This is a genomic window from Sulfurimicrobium lacus (genome assembly GCF_011764585.1).
Lineage (GTDB): Bacteria > Pseudomonadota > Gammaproteobacteria > Burkholderiales > Sulfuricellaceae > Sulfurimicrobium > Sulfurimicrobium lacus.
Genome location: NZ_AP022853.1, coordinates 941,446 through 958,310 on the forward strand (window position 1 = coordinate 941,446; position 16,865 = coordinate 958,310).

Genomic DNA, 16,865 nt, shown 5'->3' on the forward strand with positions numbered 1-16,865 from the left:
CTGAATGTTGGGCTTCGCAGGCTCAGCCCAACCTACGTCCATGTCATTGCGAGCGCAGCGAAGCAATCTCGATTCCTGCAAACTAACAAACTACAGATTGCTTCGTCGCTTCGCTCCTCGCAATGACCTCAGTGCGCCGCCCCTTCCTCCGGGCCGAAACACTTGAAGTAGTCGGTGCATACCTGGCAGCTCGGCGCGCGGCAGGCGTTGACGCCGGCGCGGTCGCACAGCTGCTTGTAGAAGAATTTCTTCCACTTCATGTTGCCGGTGTTGCGCGCAAACAGGCTGGGAAAATAGGCTTCCAGCAGGTCGGAGAGGATTTTCCGGTTGGGCAGGCCCATGTCCTGGTAGAGATGGTCGTCGCCCATGCAGGCGGTGGCGATGGCGAAAGCCAGCCACTCCGATTCCTTGTCGGGAGTGCTGCGATACTCCAGCAGCAGGTCGAGCAAATCCCCGAACTCCTCGCCGCGCAGGGCTTCGCAGCCTGGCGCGGCCGTCCCGTGCGACAGCCGCAAGCCGGAATTCTGCAGGGCGCCCGGAAAATAGCTTTCCATCAGGCTGGCGAAGCGGTCTTCCCGCAGGCCCATCATGGCCGGTGTTTCCAGCCCTTTGTTGCGGCGCGAGCTGTGGATCACGCCGGCAAAGGCCTGGGTGAGTTGGTCGTCCGGGTTCTGGGCGTGGGCCATCAGCCACTCGTAGCTCAGGATTTCCATTTCGTCCTCCGTCAGGCCGGCATGGCCTCGTGGGTGTAACACTTCTTCGGACAGATTTTGGCGCAGGCTTCGCAGCCGATGCAGTTCACGTCGTTGGCGACGGTCATGACCTTCTTTTCGTACTCGTCGTCATCGTCGTCGCCGTCCACCGCGATCAGCTCGCCTTCGTCGTCCATGCCCATCAGCTGCAGCACGTCGCGTCCGCACACCTTGAAGCAGCGGCCGCAGCCGATGCACTTTTCCTTGTTGATGGCCTTGACGAACCTGGGTATCCAGCTGCGTCCGTCGGGCATCACAACACTGGCAAAACTCATGTTTACTCTCCTTTTATACGATCTTTCACGGGCTTCAGCCCGTAGAAAGTCGGAATCCCTTAGCGGGACATTTTCGTTCGCGCCTCGGTCAGCGCCTGGTAGGCCTCGAAGGTGCGCCTGGCAACATCGGGAATCTTTTCCCAGCCGGTCGGCAGGTCCTCGGACAGATCGTGCAGGTCCATCTTGAGCTGGGTTGCCTGGGCGTTGAGCTTCTTGACCTGTGCTTTCAGTGCTTCCATGTCTTCCATCTCATGCTCCATTAGTGGTAATTGCGAGGAACGAAGTGACGAAGCAATCTCGCTGTTGCCTTAAAAGCGAGATTGCTTCGCTTCGCTCGCAATGACATCGGTTTCAACCGTAATTCGCCACTTCGGAATATTTCGTCACCATTTCCACGCCGCCGCTGACGAACTTGTCGCCTTCCTCGGCCAGCTTTTGCAGCGACAGGAAGCCGAAGCGGTGCACGTCGCGCAACTGCTTGTTGACCGCGACCAGGCGTCCGGCGAGCAGCACCATGCGGCCGAAGCCTTCGTGCGACATTTTCATCATGGGCGTGACCATCACCTTGGTCTGGCGTTCGATGGCGAGGCCCACGGCGTTGTAGAACAGTTCCAGGCGCCACAGGGTTTCCGGGTCGGGGTCGCCGATGATGGGGATTTCCTTGCGCTTTTCCTTGTCGATCACGTAGGCCTCGAGCAATTCCTCGTCGGACTTGCCTTCCCACGCGCCGAAGGAATCCTGGGCGCGCCACTGGTTGATCAGCTCCACCAGGAAGGCGGAGGACTTGAGGTCGAATTTTTCCATTACTGTCGTTTCCATTTTTTAAGCTCCCATGGGCGGTGAACCGCTCCTAAACTTCGTCGAAATCGAACTGGCGTTCCTTGCCCTTCATCATGACCTTGCGCAGCCAGGGCGGCGGGGTGCCCTGCAGCACTTTCTGCAGCTTGTCGAGAATGACGCTAATCAGTTCCGGCTCGGGCACCTTGACCGGGTGCACCCGGGCGTTGACCACCTTGGCCGCCGCCGAGCCGCCGATGGCGGCGACGTAGAGGATGGCGCAGTCGCGCACGGCGTCGATCTTGGGGGTGAGCTTGTCCTCGTTGCCGTCTTCCTTGAGGTCGCCGTCGAACTGGATGGCTTCGAGGAACTGGTAGCCATCCGGCGAAATCTCGTACACGGCGATGTTTTTTGCCCAGCCGAAATGGGCGTCGACATGTTTCATGTCCTGGGTGGTGAAAGCGACTTTCATGGGGTGCGCTCCTGGTTTATGGTTAGTGATGAGTTTCAGCTTGCGCATGTTCGTTTCCATCGTTTACGGGCAACGGCCAGGAATCGGGCTGGTTGTGGTGCAGGTTGTCGATGAAAATGTTGCCCAGCTCGAACACCAGGTCGCGCGTGCCGCGATAGCCCACCGACAGCTTGTGCGCCGCGCCGAGGCGGTCGAACATGGGGATGCCCATGCGCAGGAAGGGGATGCCGAGCCGTTCGGCGGCCTGCCGCCCGTGCGAGTGGGTAACCATCAGGTCGCAGCCCGCGGCGCGCTGTTCCAGGTCTTCCAGGTCACCGATCAGGATTTCTTCCGCCGGCATGCGCTCCAGCAGCACGGAGTGCGTGGTGGTTACCGCCGCCTCGATTTCGCAGCCCAGGTCCGTCAGCAGGGAGCCGATCTGCCACAGCAGGTCGGGCTCGGCGCCGATGGCGACCTTCTTGCCGCCGCAGAAAAAATGGGCGTCGAGCATGGCGTCCACCAGTTGGCTGCGCTGGCGGCGGTATTTGAGCGGAATCTCGTCCTTGGCCAGTTCGGAAAGCAACTGCAGGAACTCGTCGTTGGCTTGCAGGCCGGTGAGGCGGTCGAACATGCGGAACGGCACGCCGGTTTTCTCCTGCAGGGCCTCGGCGGCCCAGCGCATCTGCTCGCCGATGGCGATGGTGATGGCGGAGCCGCCCATGGAGCGGATCTTTTCCACGCTGGCGCCGCCCAGCGTGGTGGGCAGGAAGGTTTCCGGGATGTGGCCGTCGAGCGAACCGGACAGGTCCGGCGCGATGATGGGGTAGAGGCCGAAGGACTCGATGGTCTCGCGGATTTCCTCGATGTCGGCCACCGTCAGGTGGCAGCCGGGCAGCACGTTGACCTGCCACGCGGTGCGCGGCAGGGGCTCGCACAAGGTGGTGAGAATGCGCGTCGCCGCCTTGCCCCAGCCGTCCTGGAACGCGCCCTGGTAATCGGGGGTGGAGACGTAGACCAGAGCGGTGTTGTCCAGTTCCGGGTGGCGCTTGCGGATCAGCTTGAGATAGCCGTCCACGTCGTCGCCCTTGGTTTCGGTCAAACCGGTGGAACAGATGCCGATGACTTCCGGGTGCGCGCGGTTGTAGATGTTGAGGATTGCCTGTTCGAGGTTGTCCAGCCCGCCGAGGATGGTGGTGACCTCGTTCATGGCTGTGGTCTGCAGCGGGATGGTCTCGCGGAAATGGCGCACGAACAGCACCAGCCCGAAGGCGGTGCAGCCCTGTGAGCCGTGCATCAGCGGCAGGCACTTGTCCAGCCCGAGGAAGGCCAGCGCGGCGCCGATCGGCGCGCTCATCTTGAGCGGGTTGACGGCGCAGGCTTTCTTGCTGTGGGTTACGGTTGCCATGTTTTTCTCCTGAATGAGGCGAGATAGGTGAGGGGCGAGGCGGAAAACCTCACCTTCTCAGCATCCGCCTTCGCTCCTCATGTCCAAACCCTCGTTGTCCCGCTCCCACGGCGCGGGGCGCCGCACCTGTTCCCAGATCGGGTTGTAGAGCAGCAGGTCGATCTGTTTCATCAGCTCCACCATGCCCTCGTAGCCGGCATAGGCGTGGTGGCGTTCCTGGTTGATGTCCATCCACGGGGTCTTGGCCTTGAGCGCGACGAACTGGGAGCGTCCGCCGGAGAGCATGATGTCGGCCTCGGAGTTCTTGAGGATGCGGTACATCTCGCGCGGCGGCAGGTCGTCGAACATGTGCGACTCGTCGCCCATGATTTCCTTGATGCGCGCCTTGTCTTCCTTGGTCGATTTCTTGGTGCTGGTGCCCATCACCTCGATGCCGATTTCCTGCAGCGCCGACACTACCGACCAGGATTTCACCCCGCCGGTGATGAGCAGCACCCGCTTGCCGGAAAGCCGCGCCCGGTAAGGCTCGATGCGCGCCCAGGCGCGGGCCTCTTCGCGGGCGATCAGAGCTTCCGTGCGTGCCAGCAGCTCTTCCGGTGCACCCTGCTGGACCAGCAGCTTGGCGATGTTGCGGAGGGATTCGGAGGTGTCGGAAATACCATAGAAAGAACCTTCGAAATAAGGGATGCCATAGCGTTCCTCCATCTTGCGGGCGATGTTGATCAAGGCCTTGGAGCACACCATCATCGCCGCCTTGGCGCGATGGGAGCGGGCCACGTCCGAGTAGCGCGCGTCGCCGGAAATGTTGGCCAGCACGCGGATGCCGAGCGCGTCGAAGAGCGGCTTCACCTGCCACAGTTCGCCGGCCAGGTTGTATTCGCCGTAGATATTGATGTCGTAGGGCGTGCTGAACTCCGGCTCCTCGGTGCCGACCACGTAGTCCAGCAGCGCCTCGCCGCCCAGCTTGTTGCCCAGGTTCTTGCTGCCGGCGAAGCCCGGCGCGTTGACCGGGATCACCGGCTTGCCGAACTTGGCGGCCGCTGCCTTGCACACCGCCTCGATGTCGTCGCCGATCATGGCGGTGACGCAGGTCTGGTAGACGAATACCGCGGGCGGGTCGTATTTCTCGATGATTTCGCGGATCGCCCGGAACAGGCGCTTCTCCCCGCCGTAGACCACGTCGAGGTCGCCGATGTCGGTGGTGAATCCGGTGCGGTACAGCTTGGGGCCGCTCGATGCGGCATGGCGGTTGTCCCAGGAATTGCCCTCGCAGGCGATCGGGCCGTGCACCAGGTGCGCCACGTCGACGATGGGCTGCAGCGCGATCTTGGCGCCGTCGAAGGCGCAGCCGCCAGCCGCCGCGCCGGGCGTGAGCTGCTTGGCGCAGCCCTTCTTGCGTTCCTTGTCGGATTTGCCCTGGTTGACGCCGCAAGCGGGCTCGTTGAACACCGCCTCGACTTTGCTGGTTAATGCGCTCATTGCGAAAATCCCGACAAAAGTTACTCTTGCCGTGATCTTTGCAATTCCCGTGCCACGCCGCGAAATTCGCGTGCAACACCCGTCAATTCTCGGTTTGCGTGGAATCGGTCAAATTGTTGTCGGTCCGGTCTGTCGTGTTTGCGACAATCAACCGACAATGCTCAGTCATCGCTACAAAGAGCGTTGATTGACTGGCCGTCCTGAAATCGGTACCTTCCGCGATATGCAACCAAGGCAACAATGATGCCCACTCGTCCACCCTTCAGTCCCGAGATCAGAACTTCACGCGTCGGAAGCTTTGCCCGCCGTGTACCGCTATTGATCGTTGGCGCGCTTGCGCTGCTTGTCGGCGCGTGCAACAAAGCGCCGGAGAACGCGCCGCCATCCGATGCTCAGAAACAGCAGGACACCGCCAAGGCAAACAGCGTCATCCCGGAGGAGTCGCCGCTGGCCAAGGCGGCGACCAAGGGAAATCTCACCGAAGTGAAAGCGCTGCTCGACAAGGGTGCGAGCCCCAATGTTTTCGATGCGCTGGGAAGGACGCCGCTCCACATGGCCGCTTTTTACGGGCACCCGAGGACCGCCGCACTGCTCATCGCCAAGGGGGCGGATGTCAATGCCAAGGACCGGATCGGCATGACGCCTTTGCATGCGGCGGTGCTCGCTGGCAGCGTACAGGAAGTTGATCTGTTCCTGGCCAACAAGGCCGAGATCGACGCCGTGGCGAATTCCGGCGTAACGCCGCTCCATCTGGCCGCAGCGACCGGACATCCGCAACTGGTGAAAATTCTGATCCAGCGCGGCGCCAACCCGCTGAACAAGGATCTGACCGGGGCTACACCGCTATTTTACGCGGTGAGAAACAAGGATCCGGACTCGATAGCGCTGCTCCGGCAATACGCCGCCAAAGAGTGACGCCTGACGGGGCGTGTCGGCGCGCCCTGGAATCCGCCCAGGGATACTCGGCGAGCGTCGATGTAAAATAGCGATTTACATCCATAGGAGCACCCGCCCGTGAGTTCCGTTCTCTTGCTGGTTTTGTCGAATGTCTTCATGACCTTCGCCTGGTACGGGCACTTGAAATACGGCCAGGAGTGGCCGCTGTGGAAAGTGATCCTGGTTTCCTGGTCTATCGCGCTGCTCGAATACTGCCTGGCGGTACCGGCGAATCGTCTCGGCTATGGCGAGTTCACGGGTTTCCAGCTCAAGATCATGCAAGAGGTCATCACGCTCGTCGTCTTCATCGGATTCGCGCTCACTTTTCTGAAGGAAAAACTCGCGTGGAATTACCTCGTCGCCTTTGCGTTTCTCGCGGTCGCCGTGTTCTTTGCTTTCGCCTTCAAGGCTCCCGGACCGGCCGCCTGAACGGCTCGGGAGCTTTATACGCCATCAGCGGTGAACGATGCTGCCGTTGCTGGCCCTGACTGCGCTGCCGGTGGTGAAGCCGGGGTCCTTGTCGAAGCTGAACGTCTTCTCGTCACCATTTTCGAAGCGCACGGCAACTTCCCACACATTGGCGGTCTTCACCTTCTGCTCGATCTTGTGCCCGGCGTAGGCGCCGCCCGCGGCACCAGCGATGGTGGCAATGTCCTTGCCGGTCCCACTCCCCACCTGATGGCCTAGCAGGGCGCCGGCAACACCGCCCGCGATGATGCCCACGGGTCCGCCCTCGCCTTGTTTTTCCACCACCCTTACCGACAGCACCTTGCCGCAGTCGGCACACACCTTGGCGCTGCGGGCTGAGGTGCCGGCATATTCGGATTTGGCATTGGCCAGCGCTTTGTTGTATTCGGCCTTGGCATCGCGCAAGCATTGCATGCGGGCACTGGAGGAAGATTCGTCGGCACAGAGTTTCTTGTCATCGGCGTAGCGGGTGGCTGCGGCCTTCTTTGCCTCCGCATATTGAGATTTGGAGCTTGTGTCGGCGGCAAAGGCGGGGCCGGACAGGAAGGCGGCGATAAGCAGCAAAACAATATGGTGTTTCATTTTTCTCTCCAGGGGTGAGGAAGGGTAGAAAAGTATGGCTCAAGTCAGGTGCAAAGACTGAACCGCCCGAAGGCTCACGACAGCTTGATCTTGAGCGCCAGGTCGGTTCTCGAATCCGCATTGTGCAAAGCTTCCTGCTCCGATATCTTGCGCGCCTTGTAGAGCTTGTACAGGCAATCGTCGAATAACTGCATGCCGACTTCCGTGCCTTTTTTGATGGCATCTTTCAGAACGTCGATCTGGCCTTTCTGGATCAGGTCCGAGGAATAGGCGGATTGCAGCAGAACTTCCGTCGCCAGCACCAGGCCGCCTTCCATGCCGGGAATCAGCCTCTGAGAAATCACGCCCTTGAGGTTGAGCGACAGATCCATCAAAACCTGCTTGCGCGCATCTTCCGGAAAGAAGTTTATCAGTCGTTCGACTGCCTGATTCGCGTTGTTGGAGTGCAATGTGGAAATACACAGCGCGCCGGCTTCCGCGTACATGATCGCGTGCTGGGCCGTCTCCCGGTCCCGGATCTCGCCGATGACGATCACGTCCGGCGCTTCGCGCATCGCATTTCGCAACGCATCGCCGAATGTCAGTGTGTCTACCCCGACTTCCCTTTGCTCGACCATCGACTTCCCATGCGTGAACAGGAATTCGATCGGGTCCTCGATGGTGATGATGCGGCCATCCACCATTTTGGTCCGGTGCCCGACCATGGCCGCCAGGGTGGTGCTTTTCCCGGTACCTGCCGCGCCGACCATCAGCACCAGGCCGCGTTTGAGCATTGAGAGCTGCGCCGCCTGAGGCGGCAGGCCGAGCACGTCGAAAGTGGGGATATCCGCCTTGATCAGTCGAACCGCTACCGACACCTCGCCGCGCTGGTAGTAGACGTTCACGCGGTAGCGGCCGGTGTGGTCCGAAGCCAGGGCAAAGTTGCACTCTTTGGTTTGCTCGAACTCCCGGCGTTGCGCGCTGGTCATCAGCTCATAAGCGATTTTCTTGGATTCTCCCGGTTTGAGTGCAGGCCAGGGAATATGGGTTTTGAGATCATCTTTCTCATCACCCTGACGGCGATGCGCGGGAAGGTTAACGGGGAGCGTTTCCCCCTGTATTTTCATGCGGGGAGAGATTTCCGCCGAGATAAAAAGGTCCGATGCCCCACGCTCGACCATTAATTTCAGGAGTTCCTGGATATCAGTCATTTCATCACCTATGAAAAATGGGGAATTCAACGCCAGTGGCAATTGCAGCACTGAGAGCTTAGGCTTTTTGCCAAGCCCGGAAAGGCGTGAATGCTTCGAAACAACGCTCCGTTGCTTCGGGTCGGCGCCTTTCAACCTTACGTCCGCGTTCTTTCCTGTTCTTGTGGAGGCCGACATTTTCATTATCCACTTTTCACCGTTCAGTGCCGAGTTTTTGCCGCATGGTCGTATTTTCCCTGGGACACAACGACGCAAGATTACGTGAATGTCTATGGGTTTGATCTAGGGTCAAGGCAGTATTTTTCCGTTGGAAGCGGGCTTTCGCCGCACCCTCGGAGGCAAAACGGGTTTCACATCTGCCGGAACAAATGCGCATAGCTGCGGCTTACCGCGATCTTCTCCGGCCGGTCGCGCAGGGTGAGCGAGACCTTGCCCAGCAAATCGTGGTGCGCGGAGACGATCTGACCCACGTTCACCACCGTGCCGCGATGCACCTGCCAGAACTGCTGCGGGTCGAGTTGCGCGAGCAACTCCTTGAGCGGCGTGCGCAACAGCAATTCGGCATCGCGCGTCTGCAGCAGCGTGTACTTATCGGCGGACTGAAAGCAGCAGACTTCTTCCACCGCCACCATGCGCACCGTCTGACCCACTTGCGCGCGCAGCCAGCGCAGCGGTTCCGGTTTGGCAGGCGCGGCGAGCAGCCGTTGCAGGCGCGCCAGCAATTCGTCGGGCGCCGCCACCGCATGCTGTTTCAACCGTTCCACGCAGCGCGCCAGACGCTCGTCCGAGACCGGCTTGAGCAGGTAGTCCGCTGCCGCCTGCTCGAAGGCCTGCACCGCGTGGTCGTCGTAGGCGGTGACGAACACCACGCGACACCCGGCTGGCGCGGAGCGTGCCGCGTCCAGCCCGCTCTGCCCCGGCATGCGGATATCGAGGAAAGCGAAATCCGGCTTGATCTCCGCCAGTGCCGCCGCGGCCGCCACGCCGTCGTGCACTACTGCGGCGATGTGCAATTCGGGCCACAGGCGCTGCAGCCGACGCTGCAAATCATCCGCCAGATGCCGTTCGTCGTCGGCGATGATGGCTTTCATTGAGGAAGCGCCAGGGTGGCAATCGCGCCGGCCTCGCCATTGCCCCGCAGCGTCAGGTATCCGGTCTCCCCGAACAGGGTAGCCAGCCGTGCACGCACGTTCGCCAGCCCCGTTCCCGCAGTATTTTTATCCCGCAGGCCCACGCCGCTGTCGCTGACTTCGATGCGCAACATTGCATGCGCGATGCTTGCGCGGATGTTGATCTCGCCGCCGCCCAGTTTCGGTTCGATGCCGTGACGCACCGCGTTCTCCACCAGCGGCTGCAGCAGCATCGGCGGGAAGGCCGAACGACGGGCATCTTCAGGCACCTCGATATGCCAGTTCAGGCGTTCGCCGAAACGGATCTTCATGATCTGCAGGTAGTTCTCCAGCATGTCCAGCTCGTCGCCCAAGGTCGCGCTGTCGCTGCGCGCCCGCGCCAGGGCCACGCGCAGCCAGTCGTTGAGGTGTTCCAGCAGTTGTTTCGCCAAGGTCGGATCGCCGTCGATCAGGCTGCCGACGTTCGCCAGCGTGTTGAACAGGAAATGCGGCTCGATCTGCGCCTGCAGCAGCTTGAGATGCGCCTCGATGGCGCGTCTTCCGCTCTCGCTCTCGATGAGCTGCCGCTGCTTCACTTCCGCCTCGATGCGTTCGGAAAGCAGTACCGCAGCAGCGCCGATGAAGCCAAAAAATAAACCAACCACCATGGTTTGCCAGGCTTGTGAATCGCTCCAGCTTCCATCCCCGGTGATGGCAAAAGCCAGCGTCAGGCCTACTGCCACACTGCTGGGGAAAGACAGCGCCAGTGTCGCCCAGCGCCTGATGCCGCTTCTCGTGCAAGTGAATGCAACGAGATTGATGGACAATACGGACAGGCCGATGCAATGCGAATAAATGAAGTTGTGGCGGAAAGGGATGTGCGGCAGCAGCATGGTCAACACGCCGGCGATGGCGGTATTGAAAACGAGGGTGGCGAGCAGGTAGGACAGCGTCTTTTTCATGAAAGGATTATCCGTACGCGTTCACGGCAACGCGATCTTCAATCCCAGCGTCACGCTGCGCTGCAGCAGGGCGGAGAATTCCTGCCGCGCGTCGCCCTGCGGCAGCACCGCCAGCGCGAAGGCGCTGATTTCGCTGCCCAGGACGGTCTCGCCGTAAGCGGCGATTTCGTTGCCGCCGTCGCTCAGGTTGCGCGTGAACATCAGGCGCCAATAGCCGCGTTCGTCCATCAGGTTGCTCTGCCACACCAGGTGCAGGTAGTCGCGCCCCAGCAGGCGCGGCGCCAGGCCCAGGGCGATGTCGGGCGCGGCGACGGCGCGCTGGAAGTAAGCGCTCTCCTGCGCCGCGGTATAGCCGTGGCCTTCGTGCAGATATTCGGCAGCCAACGATGTGCCGTCCTCGAAAGCGTGCGATGCACCCACCAGGGCGGTGCTGCGGCGCGGCCCCGGGGCTTGCGCCACGAAAGGCTGCGCGGCATCGGCGGACGACTGCAGCGCCACCGCCTGCGCGGAAGAGCCGAGTTCGCCGTACAGCATCAGCGCATCGCTTACGGTGATCTGGCCGTGCGCGCCGTAGAAGGCTGGCAGGTTCGGCGCCTTGACCGCGACCAGGCCGTAGGCCCATTCGTCGCCGCGCCGGTCTAATTTCGCCAGCCAGCTGTCGCGCCACACATCCGGCTGCGCCGCGCCGTGACCGGAGCGCACGATGCGCGCCAGGCTGACGCTGCTTTGCATGTCCGGGGTCAAGGAAAGCTTCAGCGTATCCATGCCGACCAGTTCGCGCATCGGATCGCTGCGCCCGTTGTCGAAATAGAACGGGCTTGAAGGCGAGCGGAACTGCGCCGGCCCCCAGTTCAACACATCGCGCCCCGCCGCGACGTTCCATCCCTCGCCGGTCCGCACCTGCACCTGCCAGCGGCTCAAATAAGCTTCGTTGCGCTGCTGCGTGCCGTAAGCGTTGCGCTGCTCGCGCGTCGATATGATGGGGCGTGCCGTCAGCCGCACGCTTTCGTTCTCGGCCTTGAGGTTGAGGCGCAACTCCGCGACCTCGCTGTGCTGCGCCAGCCCCGCGACCCGGTTGCCCGGATTGAGCACGCTGTCGTCGCGCAAGCTTGTGCTGTTGGCGTAGCCGTAGAGCGTGCCGTCCCACGAGGTGCGCCAGTCGGACTCGGCTGCCGAGGCCGTCGCAACGAATGCGCTCAGTGCAAGAACGACGAGCCTCATTGCATTTGCCCCAGATCGAACTCTGACGCCGCGATTTTCTTCACCTTCACCGTGCCGAACTCCATCGTGGTCTCGGCGTCGACCAGCGCATCGCGGATTACCATTTTGCTGATGAAGGGGATGCGCTTGCCATCGTGTTCGATGGTGTTGGCGTATTCGAAGCGCGCGGTCTTGAGCAGCTTGCCGCTCACCGAATAGAACTCCGCCTTGAGCCCCACCACGCGCTTGACCGATATCCAGTAGCGGATGCGGTCGTAGGTGGTGCGCTTGTGCTTCGCGGCGAGGTCGAGCACGTAGCAGGCCTCGCCGTCCAGTGTCTCGGTCCCTTTCAGTTGGGCGTCGTAGTCGCCCGCGTAGTTGGTCGCCGCGATGTCGCCGTTGGATGCCTGACCGCTCATGCGCTGGCGCGGCGAGATGGGGATGGGCTTGGACAGTCCGGGGCGCGTGAGCCACATGTTGCGCTCCACCTGCAACAGCTTGGAACCCTTGAAACGTGCCGGTTCGAGCGTCTCGGCCACGCTCGAGTCGTCCACCGCCTTGACCAGGATGCGCTGCGGCTCGTCCACGCGCCCGCCGTCGCGCGATGCCAGCCTGATCTCCCACACGATGCCGGCCAGACCGCCGCCGCGCGCCTGGTCGGAATCCTTGAGGATGCTGTGCGCATCGGGAGCGGCAAAAGCCGAGTTACCCAAACCAAGCAACCCAAGTATCAATACGCAGAAAATCTTGTTCATTGTTTTTCCCTTACACATGTCCAAGCGCATCGATGATGTCCTTCTTCGCTGCGCGTCTTGCCGGCAGATAAGCCGCCAGCGTTCCCACCACGCCCATCAGCACGAAGGTGAATAGCACGCGCCCGGTATCCATGTCCACCAGCAGCGGCACCGCGCTGGCGCTGTTGGGTGGAACGTAGGAGATATTCGCCATGTTGATGCCCCAGCGCACGCCCAGCGTGATGAATAATCCGACGATGCAGCCGATCAGCGAAAGCAGCATCGACTCGGTGGTGAACAAGCGTACCACGCCGCTGCGCTTCAAGCCGATGGCGCGCAGCGTGCCGATCTCGCGGGTGCGCTCCACCACCGTCATGCCCATCGAGTTGGCCACGCTCATCACCACCACGGTCAGCACGATGGAGAAGATGAAGCCGAAAATCATGTCGAACATGCCATGCACCTGGTTGTAGAAATCGGACAGGTCCTGCCAGGTCTGGACCTCGACGTCGAACCCGGCGCCGCGGAGTTTCGCCAGCAGGCGGTCGCGCATCGCTGCGGTCTGGTTCACGTCGTCGAGCAGGACGGTCAAGCGATCGGCGCGTCCTTCCGCATCCAGCAGGGAACGCGCCAGGGCCAGGGAGACGAAGGCGAACTTGTCGTTGCTGCCCGCGTTGCCGGTGTTGAAGCTGTGCCCCACCGTGATGTCGAGCGCATTGGCCTGGCCAGTGAGCGTGTTCACCAGCATTGCCGCCTGTCCGCCGGGGGAGAGATGCAGCATCTCGATCAGGCCTTCGCTCAGTTCCACCACTTCCGGGCGCGCCGGGTCGAGTTGCTTCTTGGTGTTGCGGTACAAGCCCGTCTTCTTTTCCTGTTCGGTCAGCTCGTTTTTCTGCATGTGTTCCATCGCCGCCGGTTCGATGCCCTCGGCGATGAAGATGGTGCTGGCGCGGCCGTTGCTGACCAGCCCGCTCAAAGCCAGGCGCGGCGCGACCATCTCGACGTGAGGCTCATCTTTCAGCAGCCTGGTGATGGTCTCGACTTCCTTCGAAGTGAGCAGATAGCGTTCCGGGTCGAGCTTGCCTTCCTTGCGCATGCCGCGCTTGCTGACGGTGAGATGGCCGATCATTTCGCCGTGGATGGACAGACGTGCGAGGCCGTCGTAAACGTTGTGCGTGTATCCGGCGAACAGCGCGATGGCCGAGAAGCCGAGGGCGATGGCCAGCAGCGTTACCAGGGAACGGCGGCGGTTGCGCATGAGTCCGCGCAATGCCAGTTTGAACATGTTATTCATGCCATCACCTCGTCGCTTTCGATGCTGCCGTCGCGCAGCAGGATTTTTCGGTCCACATGGTCGAGCAGGCGCGGGTCGTGGGTGGTGAACACGAAAGTCACCTTGCGCGCGCGGTTCATCTCGCGCATCAGGTCCACCACCATGCGGCTGTTTTCGGAATCCAGGTTCGCCGTCGGTTCGTCGGCGATGACCAGCCTGGGCTCGACCACCAGCGCGCGGGCGATGGCGACGCGCTGGCGCTGCCCGCCCGAGAGCTTGTCGGGCAAGGAGTTCCTGAAACGCTCCAGCCCGACATCCACCAGCGCGGCAGCGGCCCGTTCGCGCGCCGCGTGCTCCGCCACGCCCCGGATCTGCAAGGGCAGCATCACGTTCTCCAGCGCGGAGAGCACCGGCACGAGGTTGAAGTTCTGGAACACGAAGCCGATCTTGCGGGCGCGAAAATCGGTGAGGGCGTCGTCCCCCAGCATCCCCGTGTCCTGCTCCTCGAAATGCACCTCGCCTTCGGTGGGCGAGTCGATCAGGCCGATGATGTTCATCAGGGTGGATTTACCGCTGCCGGATGGTCCCCACACGGCGAGAAACTCGCCGGCATGGATGTCCAGCGAGATGCCGTGCAGCGCGTCGATGGTCGTCTCTCCCAGCAGGAAGCGGCGGCGCACGTTGCGCAGCCTCAGGATCGGCGGATGATCGGTGTTGTCGCTCATGTTCGGCCTCAATGTTCGTGGATGGATGCGGTGCCATGCATAATGCATTGTAAACAGGCGCTGGCGAACAAGGGAGCGGAAAGCGACGAGTTGCATGAATCGGGGAGCGAAGCGCTGCGAAACGGGACCAGGCAGCGTTGATGACGGACGTAGGGGCGAATGAATTCGCCCCTACAAAACCGGAATCATTTCATCCTGGAAGGCAGGCGGACGGTTTCGCCGGCGATCATGAAGGCCCCTTTCCCGCGGTGATGCAGGGTGCGCGGGTCGTGCTGCAGCGGGTCGATCCATGCCTCGATTACCTGGAGGATGAAGAAACCGTATTGCTCCACCATCCCGTCGTCGAAGACTTCGCATTCCAGGCTGGCGAAGCATTCGTCGATCAGCGGCGCCTTGACCCGCGCGGCGGGTACCGGGGTGAGGCCGAAAGTCGCGAACTTGTCCGTTTCGCGTCCGGTGGTGTTGCCGCAGCCCACCACTTTCTCAGCCAAGTCGACTGCGGGGATGTTGATCGCGCATTCCCCGCTTCGCCGCAGCAGGTCGAAACTGTAATCCCGGTTGCTGAGCACGCAGCCGACCAGCGGCGGCTCGAACTCGATCATGGTGTGCCACGACAGGGTCATGATGTTTGGCCGGTCCTCCCCGGCAGTGGTGAGCAGCACCACCGGGCCCGGTTCGAGCAGGCCGTAGACCTCGGACAGGGGCAAGGATTGTTTCGCCATGATGCTTCCTCCGTTTCGCTGGATCGCAGCCATCAATATGACATGGCATTGCGAAGCCCGCCATGCGGTTTTTCCCCCGGGGTGTCTACGCAGAAGCACTTATTGTTACCTGCCGGGATTGTTCGCATCATTCCCGCTGGGGTGCAAGCCGCGGATGCGCGATTCACGGCTTCTGCCGCCATTCGCCGTTCGATTGCCTGACCACCCGGTTCATCGACCGATATGTGTTCCCGGACGGCGAACTTGATCGCGTGAGCAGCATCCAAGGACTTATGGAGAAATCCTGTTTCGAACCCTGAGGAGTTCTTGATGAATCGCAAAAACCTGATCAACGGCATCTTTGCCGCAGTGCTTGTCGCCGCCTTCGTCGGCGCCTATATGCACTTCGCTTCGCGCAGCATATCGCCGGTGCATGCCGCCATGGTTGCGCGGCCGGCGCCGGAACGATCCGCAGCTTCTGCGCCCGTTGCCTACAGTGTGGTCGACTTCGCCGAGATCGTCGAGCGCGACGGTCCGGCCGTGGTGAATATCAGCGTGAGCAGCCGCTTGAGGGACGAGGACCTCGCGGATGCCATGCCGCAACTCAACCCCGACGATCCGTTGTTCGAATTTTTCCACCGCTTTGGCCCGAAAAGCCCGCACAACCCGCACAAAGGCCAGATCGTCCGCGGCCAGGGATCGGGGTTCATCCTCAGCGACGACGGCGTGATTCTCACCAATGCGCATGTCGTCGACGGCGCCCAGGAAGTGACGGTCAAGCTGACCGACCGCCGGGAGTTCCGCGCCAAGGTGATCGGCAAGGACATGCCCTCCGATATCGCGGTGCTGCGCATAGCCGCCACCAACCTGCCCACGGTGCGGATCGGCGACCCCGGCGTCGCGCGGGTGGGCGAGCCGGTGCTCGCCATCGGCGCGCCGTTCGGCTTCGAGAACTCGGCCAGTTCCGGGATCATCAGCGCCAAGTCGCGCACCTTGCCGGAGGACAACTACGTCCCGTTCATCCAGACCGATGTCGCGGTCAACCCGGGCAATTCCGGCGGGCCGCTGTTCAACGCGCGGGGCGAGGTGATCGGCGTCAACTCGCAGATCTACAGCGAGACCGGCGGCTACGAAGGCTTGTCGTTCGCCATACCCATCGACGTGGCGATCAAGGTGAAGGACCAGCTCTTGCGCCACGGCAAGGTCACGCGTGGGCGCCTGGGCGTGATGATCCAGGAGGTCAACCAGGCGCTGGCCGAGTCCTTCGGTCTGAAACACCCCAGGGGCGCGCTGGTCAGCGGGGTGGAAAAAAGCAGCCCGGCCGAGCGCGCCGGAATCAGGATCGGCGACATCATCGTCCGCGTGGGCGACAAGGACATCGGCGATTCTTCCGAACTGCCGGTGCTGGTGGCGGAGCTCAAGCCGGGCAGCCCGGTCAGTCTCGGCATCATCCGCAAGGCCGAGCCGGTGACCCTCACCATCACCGTGGGCGAAATGAAGCCGGAGCGGGTGGCCGGGGTACAGGAAGACGGCGCGCAAAAAGGGCGCATGGGCCTGGCGGTCAGGCCGCTGGAGCGGGGCGAGCAACGCCAGATCGGCGTTTCCGGCGGGCTGCTGGTCGAGGAGGTGTCCGGACCGGCGGCACGGGCGGGCATTCAGGTCGGCGATGTCGTGCTTTCCATCAACGGCGTGCCAGTCAGTAACGCCGAGCAGCTACGCAGCGTGGCTGAAAAATCCGGCAGGCACGTGGCGCTGCTGGTCCTGCGCGATTCGTCCCAGTTGTTCATTCCGCTTACGCTCGGCTGAGGCGGCAAACTCACAGCGCTGCATCCATTGCCGGGAGGCG

At 62.0% G+C, this 16,865-nt stretch carries 19 protein-coding genes; 3 read left to right on the top strand and 16 right to left on the bottom strand.

Features of this window, described 5'->3' with window-relative positions; all coding sequences use genetic code 11:
- Window positions 1–128: 128 nt before the first annotated feature.
- The 7 genes from SKTS_RS04800 to nifE all read right to left on the bottom strand — a co-directional run bounded on the left by SKTS_RS04800 (window position 129) and on the right by nifE (window position 5,139).
- Window positions 129–713, bottom strand: a complete 585-nt coding sequence (locus SKTS_RS04800; RefSeq protein WP_173061111.1) for a nitrogen fixation protein NifQ — start codon at window positions 711–713, stop codon at window positions 129–131.
- 11 nt (window positions 714–724) lie between these two features.
- Window positions 725–1,027: a ferredoxin III, nif-specific gene (fdxB, locus tag SKTS_RS04805; protein WP_173061114.1), complete on the bottom strand. Its 303-nt coding sequence runs from the start codon at window positions 1,025–1,027 to the stop codon at window positions 725–727.
- 59 nt (window positions 1,028–1,086) lie between these two features.
- Window positions 1,087–1,275 (bottom strand): CCE_0567 family metalloprotein, encoded by a 189-nt coding sequence (locus SKTS_RS04810; protein ID WP_173061117.1) that lies wholly within the window; start codon window positions 1,273–1,275, stop codon window positions 1,087–1,089.
- Between the two features lie 103 nt (window positions 1,276–1,378).
- The gene (locus SKTS_RS04815) at window positions 1,379–1,846 is read right to left on the bottom strand and encodes a NifX-associated nitrogen fixation protein (protein ID WP_173061120.1); all 468 of its coding nucleotides are present in this window, start codon (window positions 1,844–1,846) and stop codon (window positions 1,379–1,381) included.
- 31 nt (window positions 1,847–1,877) lie between these two features.
- Window positions 1,878–2,276, bottom strand: coding sequence for a nitrogen fixation protein NifX (gene nifX, locus SKTS_RS04820; protein ID WP_173061123.1), 399 nt, complete (start codon window positions 2,274–2,276; stop codon window positions 1,878–1,880).
- A 22-nt stretch (window positions 2,277–2,298) separates the two neighbouring features.
- The gene (gene nifN, locus SKTS_RS04825) at window positions 2,299–3,660 is read right to left on the bottom strand and encodes a nitrogenase iron-molybdenum cofactor biosynthesis protein NifN (protein ID WP_173061126.1); all 1,362 of its coding nucleotides are present in this window, start codon (window positions 3,658–3,660) and stop codon (window positions 2,299–2,301) included.
- A 57-nt stretch (window positions 3,661–3,717) separates the two neighbouring features.
- Window positions 3,718–5,139 (bottom strand): nitrogenase iron-molybdenum cofactor biosynthesis protein NifE, encoded by a 1,422-nt coding sequence (nifE, locus tag SKTS_RS04830; protein WP_173061129.1) that lies wholly within the window; start codon window positions 5,137–5,139, stop codon window positions 3,718–3,720.
- A 243-nt stretch (window positions 5,140–5,382) separates the two neighbouring features.
- Between nifE and SKTS_RS04835 the strand changes: the two genes are divergently transcribed.
- Window positions 5,383–6,054 carry an ankyrin repeat domain-containing protein gene (locus SKTS_RS04835; RefSeq protein ID WP_173061132.1) on the top strand — a complete coding sequence of 224 codons (672 nt, stop codon included), beginning with the start codon at window positions 5,383–5,385 and terminating at the stop codon, window positions 6,052–6,054.
- 99 nt (window positions 6,055–6,153) lie between these two features.
- On the top strand, window positions 6,154–6,504 hold the full coding sequence (locus tag SKTS_RS04840) for a DMT family protein (protein WP_173061135.1): 351 nt from the start codon (window positions 6,154–6,156) through the stop codon (window positions 6,502–6,504).
- 24 nt (window positions 6,505–6,528) lie between these two features.
- Here the strand turns inward: SKTS_RS04840 and SKTS_RS04845 are convergent, their stop codons facing one another.
- The 9 genes from SKTS_RS04845 to SKTS_RS04885 form a co-directional block, all read right to left on the bottom strand.
- Window positions 6,529–7,125 (bottom strand): outer membrane lipoprotein, encoded by a 597-nt coding sequence (locus SKTS_RS04845; RefSeq protein ID WP_173061139.1) that lies wholly within the window; start codon window positions 7,123–7,125, stop codon window positions 6,529–6,531.
- A 74-nt stretch (window positions 7,126–7,199) separates the two neighbouring features.
- On the bottom strand, window positions 7,200–8,315 hold the full coding sequence (locus tag SKTS_RS04850) for a PilT/PilU family type 4a pilus ATPase (protein ID WP_198420425.1): 1,116 nt from the start codon (window positions 8,313–8,315) through the stop codon (window positions 7,200–7,202).
- A gap of 350 nt (window positions 8,316–8,665) precedes the next feature.
- On the bottom strand, window positions 8,666–9,406 hold the full coding sequence (locus SKTS_RS04855) for a LytR/AlgR family response regulator transcription factor (RefSeq protein WP_173061142.1): 741 nt from the start codon (window positions 9,404–9,406) through the stop codon (window positions 8,666–8,668).
- Window positions 9,403–10,386, bottom strand: coding sequence for a sensor histidine kinase (locus SKTS_RS04860; protein ID WP_173061144.1), 984 nt, complete (start codon window positions 10,384–10,386; stop codon window positions 9,403–9,405). Before SKTS_RS04860 ends, SKTS_RS04855 begins: the two co-directional genes overlap by 4 nt.
- A 21-nt stretch (window positions 10,387–10,407) precedes the next feature.
- Window positions 10,408–11,607: a hypothetical protein gene (locus SKTS_RS04865; RefSeq protein WP_173061146.1), complete on the bottom strand. Its 1,200-nt coding sequence runs from the start codon at window positions 11,605–11,607 to the stop codon at window positions 10,408–10,410.
- Entirely contained in the window at window positions 11,604–12,341 is a 738-nt protein-coding gene (locus tag SKTS_RS04870) for an outer membrane lipoprotein-sorting protein (protein WP_173061148.1), read from the bottom strand. Before SKTS_RS04870 ends, SKTS_RS04865 begins: the two co-directional genes overlap by 4 nt.
- Window positions 12,342–12,351: 10 nt before the next feature.
- Window positions 12,352–13,614 (bottom strand): ABC transporter permease, encoded by a 1,263-nt coding sequence (locus SKTS_RS04875; RefSeq protein WP_173061150.1) that lies wholly within the window; start codon window positions 13,612–13,614, stop codon window positions 12,352–12,354.
- On the bottom strand, window positions 13,611–14,318 hold the full coding sequence (locus SKTS_RS04880; RefSeq protein WP_173061152.1) for an ABC transporter ATP-binding protein: 708 nt from the start codon (window positions 14,316–14,318) through the stop codon (window positions 13,611–13,613). Before SKTS_RS04880 ends, SKTS_RS04875 begins: the two co-directional genes overlap by 4 nt.
- A gap of 185 nt (window positions 14,319–14,503) precedes the next feature.
- The gene (locus tag SKTS_RS04885; protein WP_173061154.1) at window positions 14,504–15,040 is read right to left on the bottom strand and encodes a flavin reductase family protein; all 537 of its coding nucleotides are present in this window, start codon (window positions 15,038–15,040) and stop codon (window positions 14,504–14,506) included.
- Between the two features lie 309 nt (window positions 15,041–15,349).
- Between SKTS_RS04885 and SKTS_RS04890 the strand changes: the two genes are divergently transcribed.
- Window positions 15,350–16,825 (top strand): DegQ family serine endoprotease, encoded by a 1,476-nt coding sequence (locus SKTS_RS04890; RefSeq protein ID WP_173061156.1) that lies wholly within the window; start codon window positions 15,350–15,352, stop codon window positions 16,823–16,825.
- Window positions 16,826–16,865: the final 40 nt, after the last annotated feature.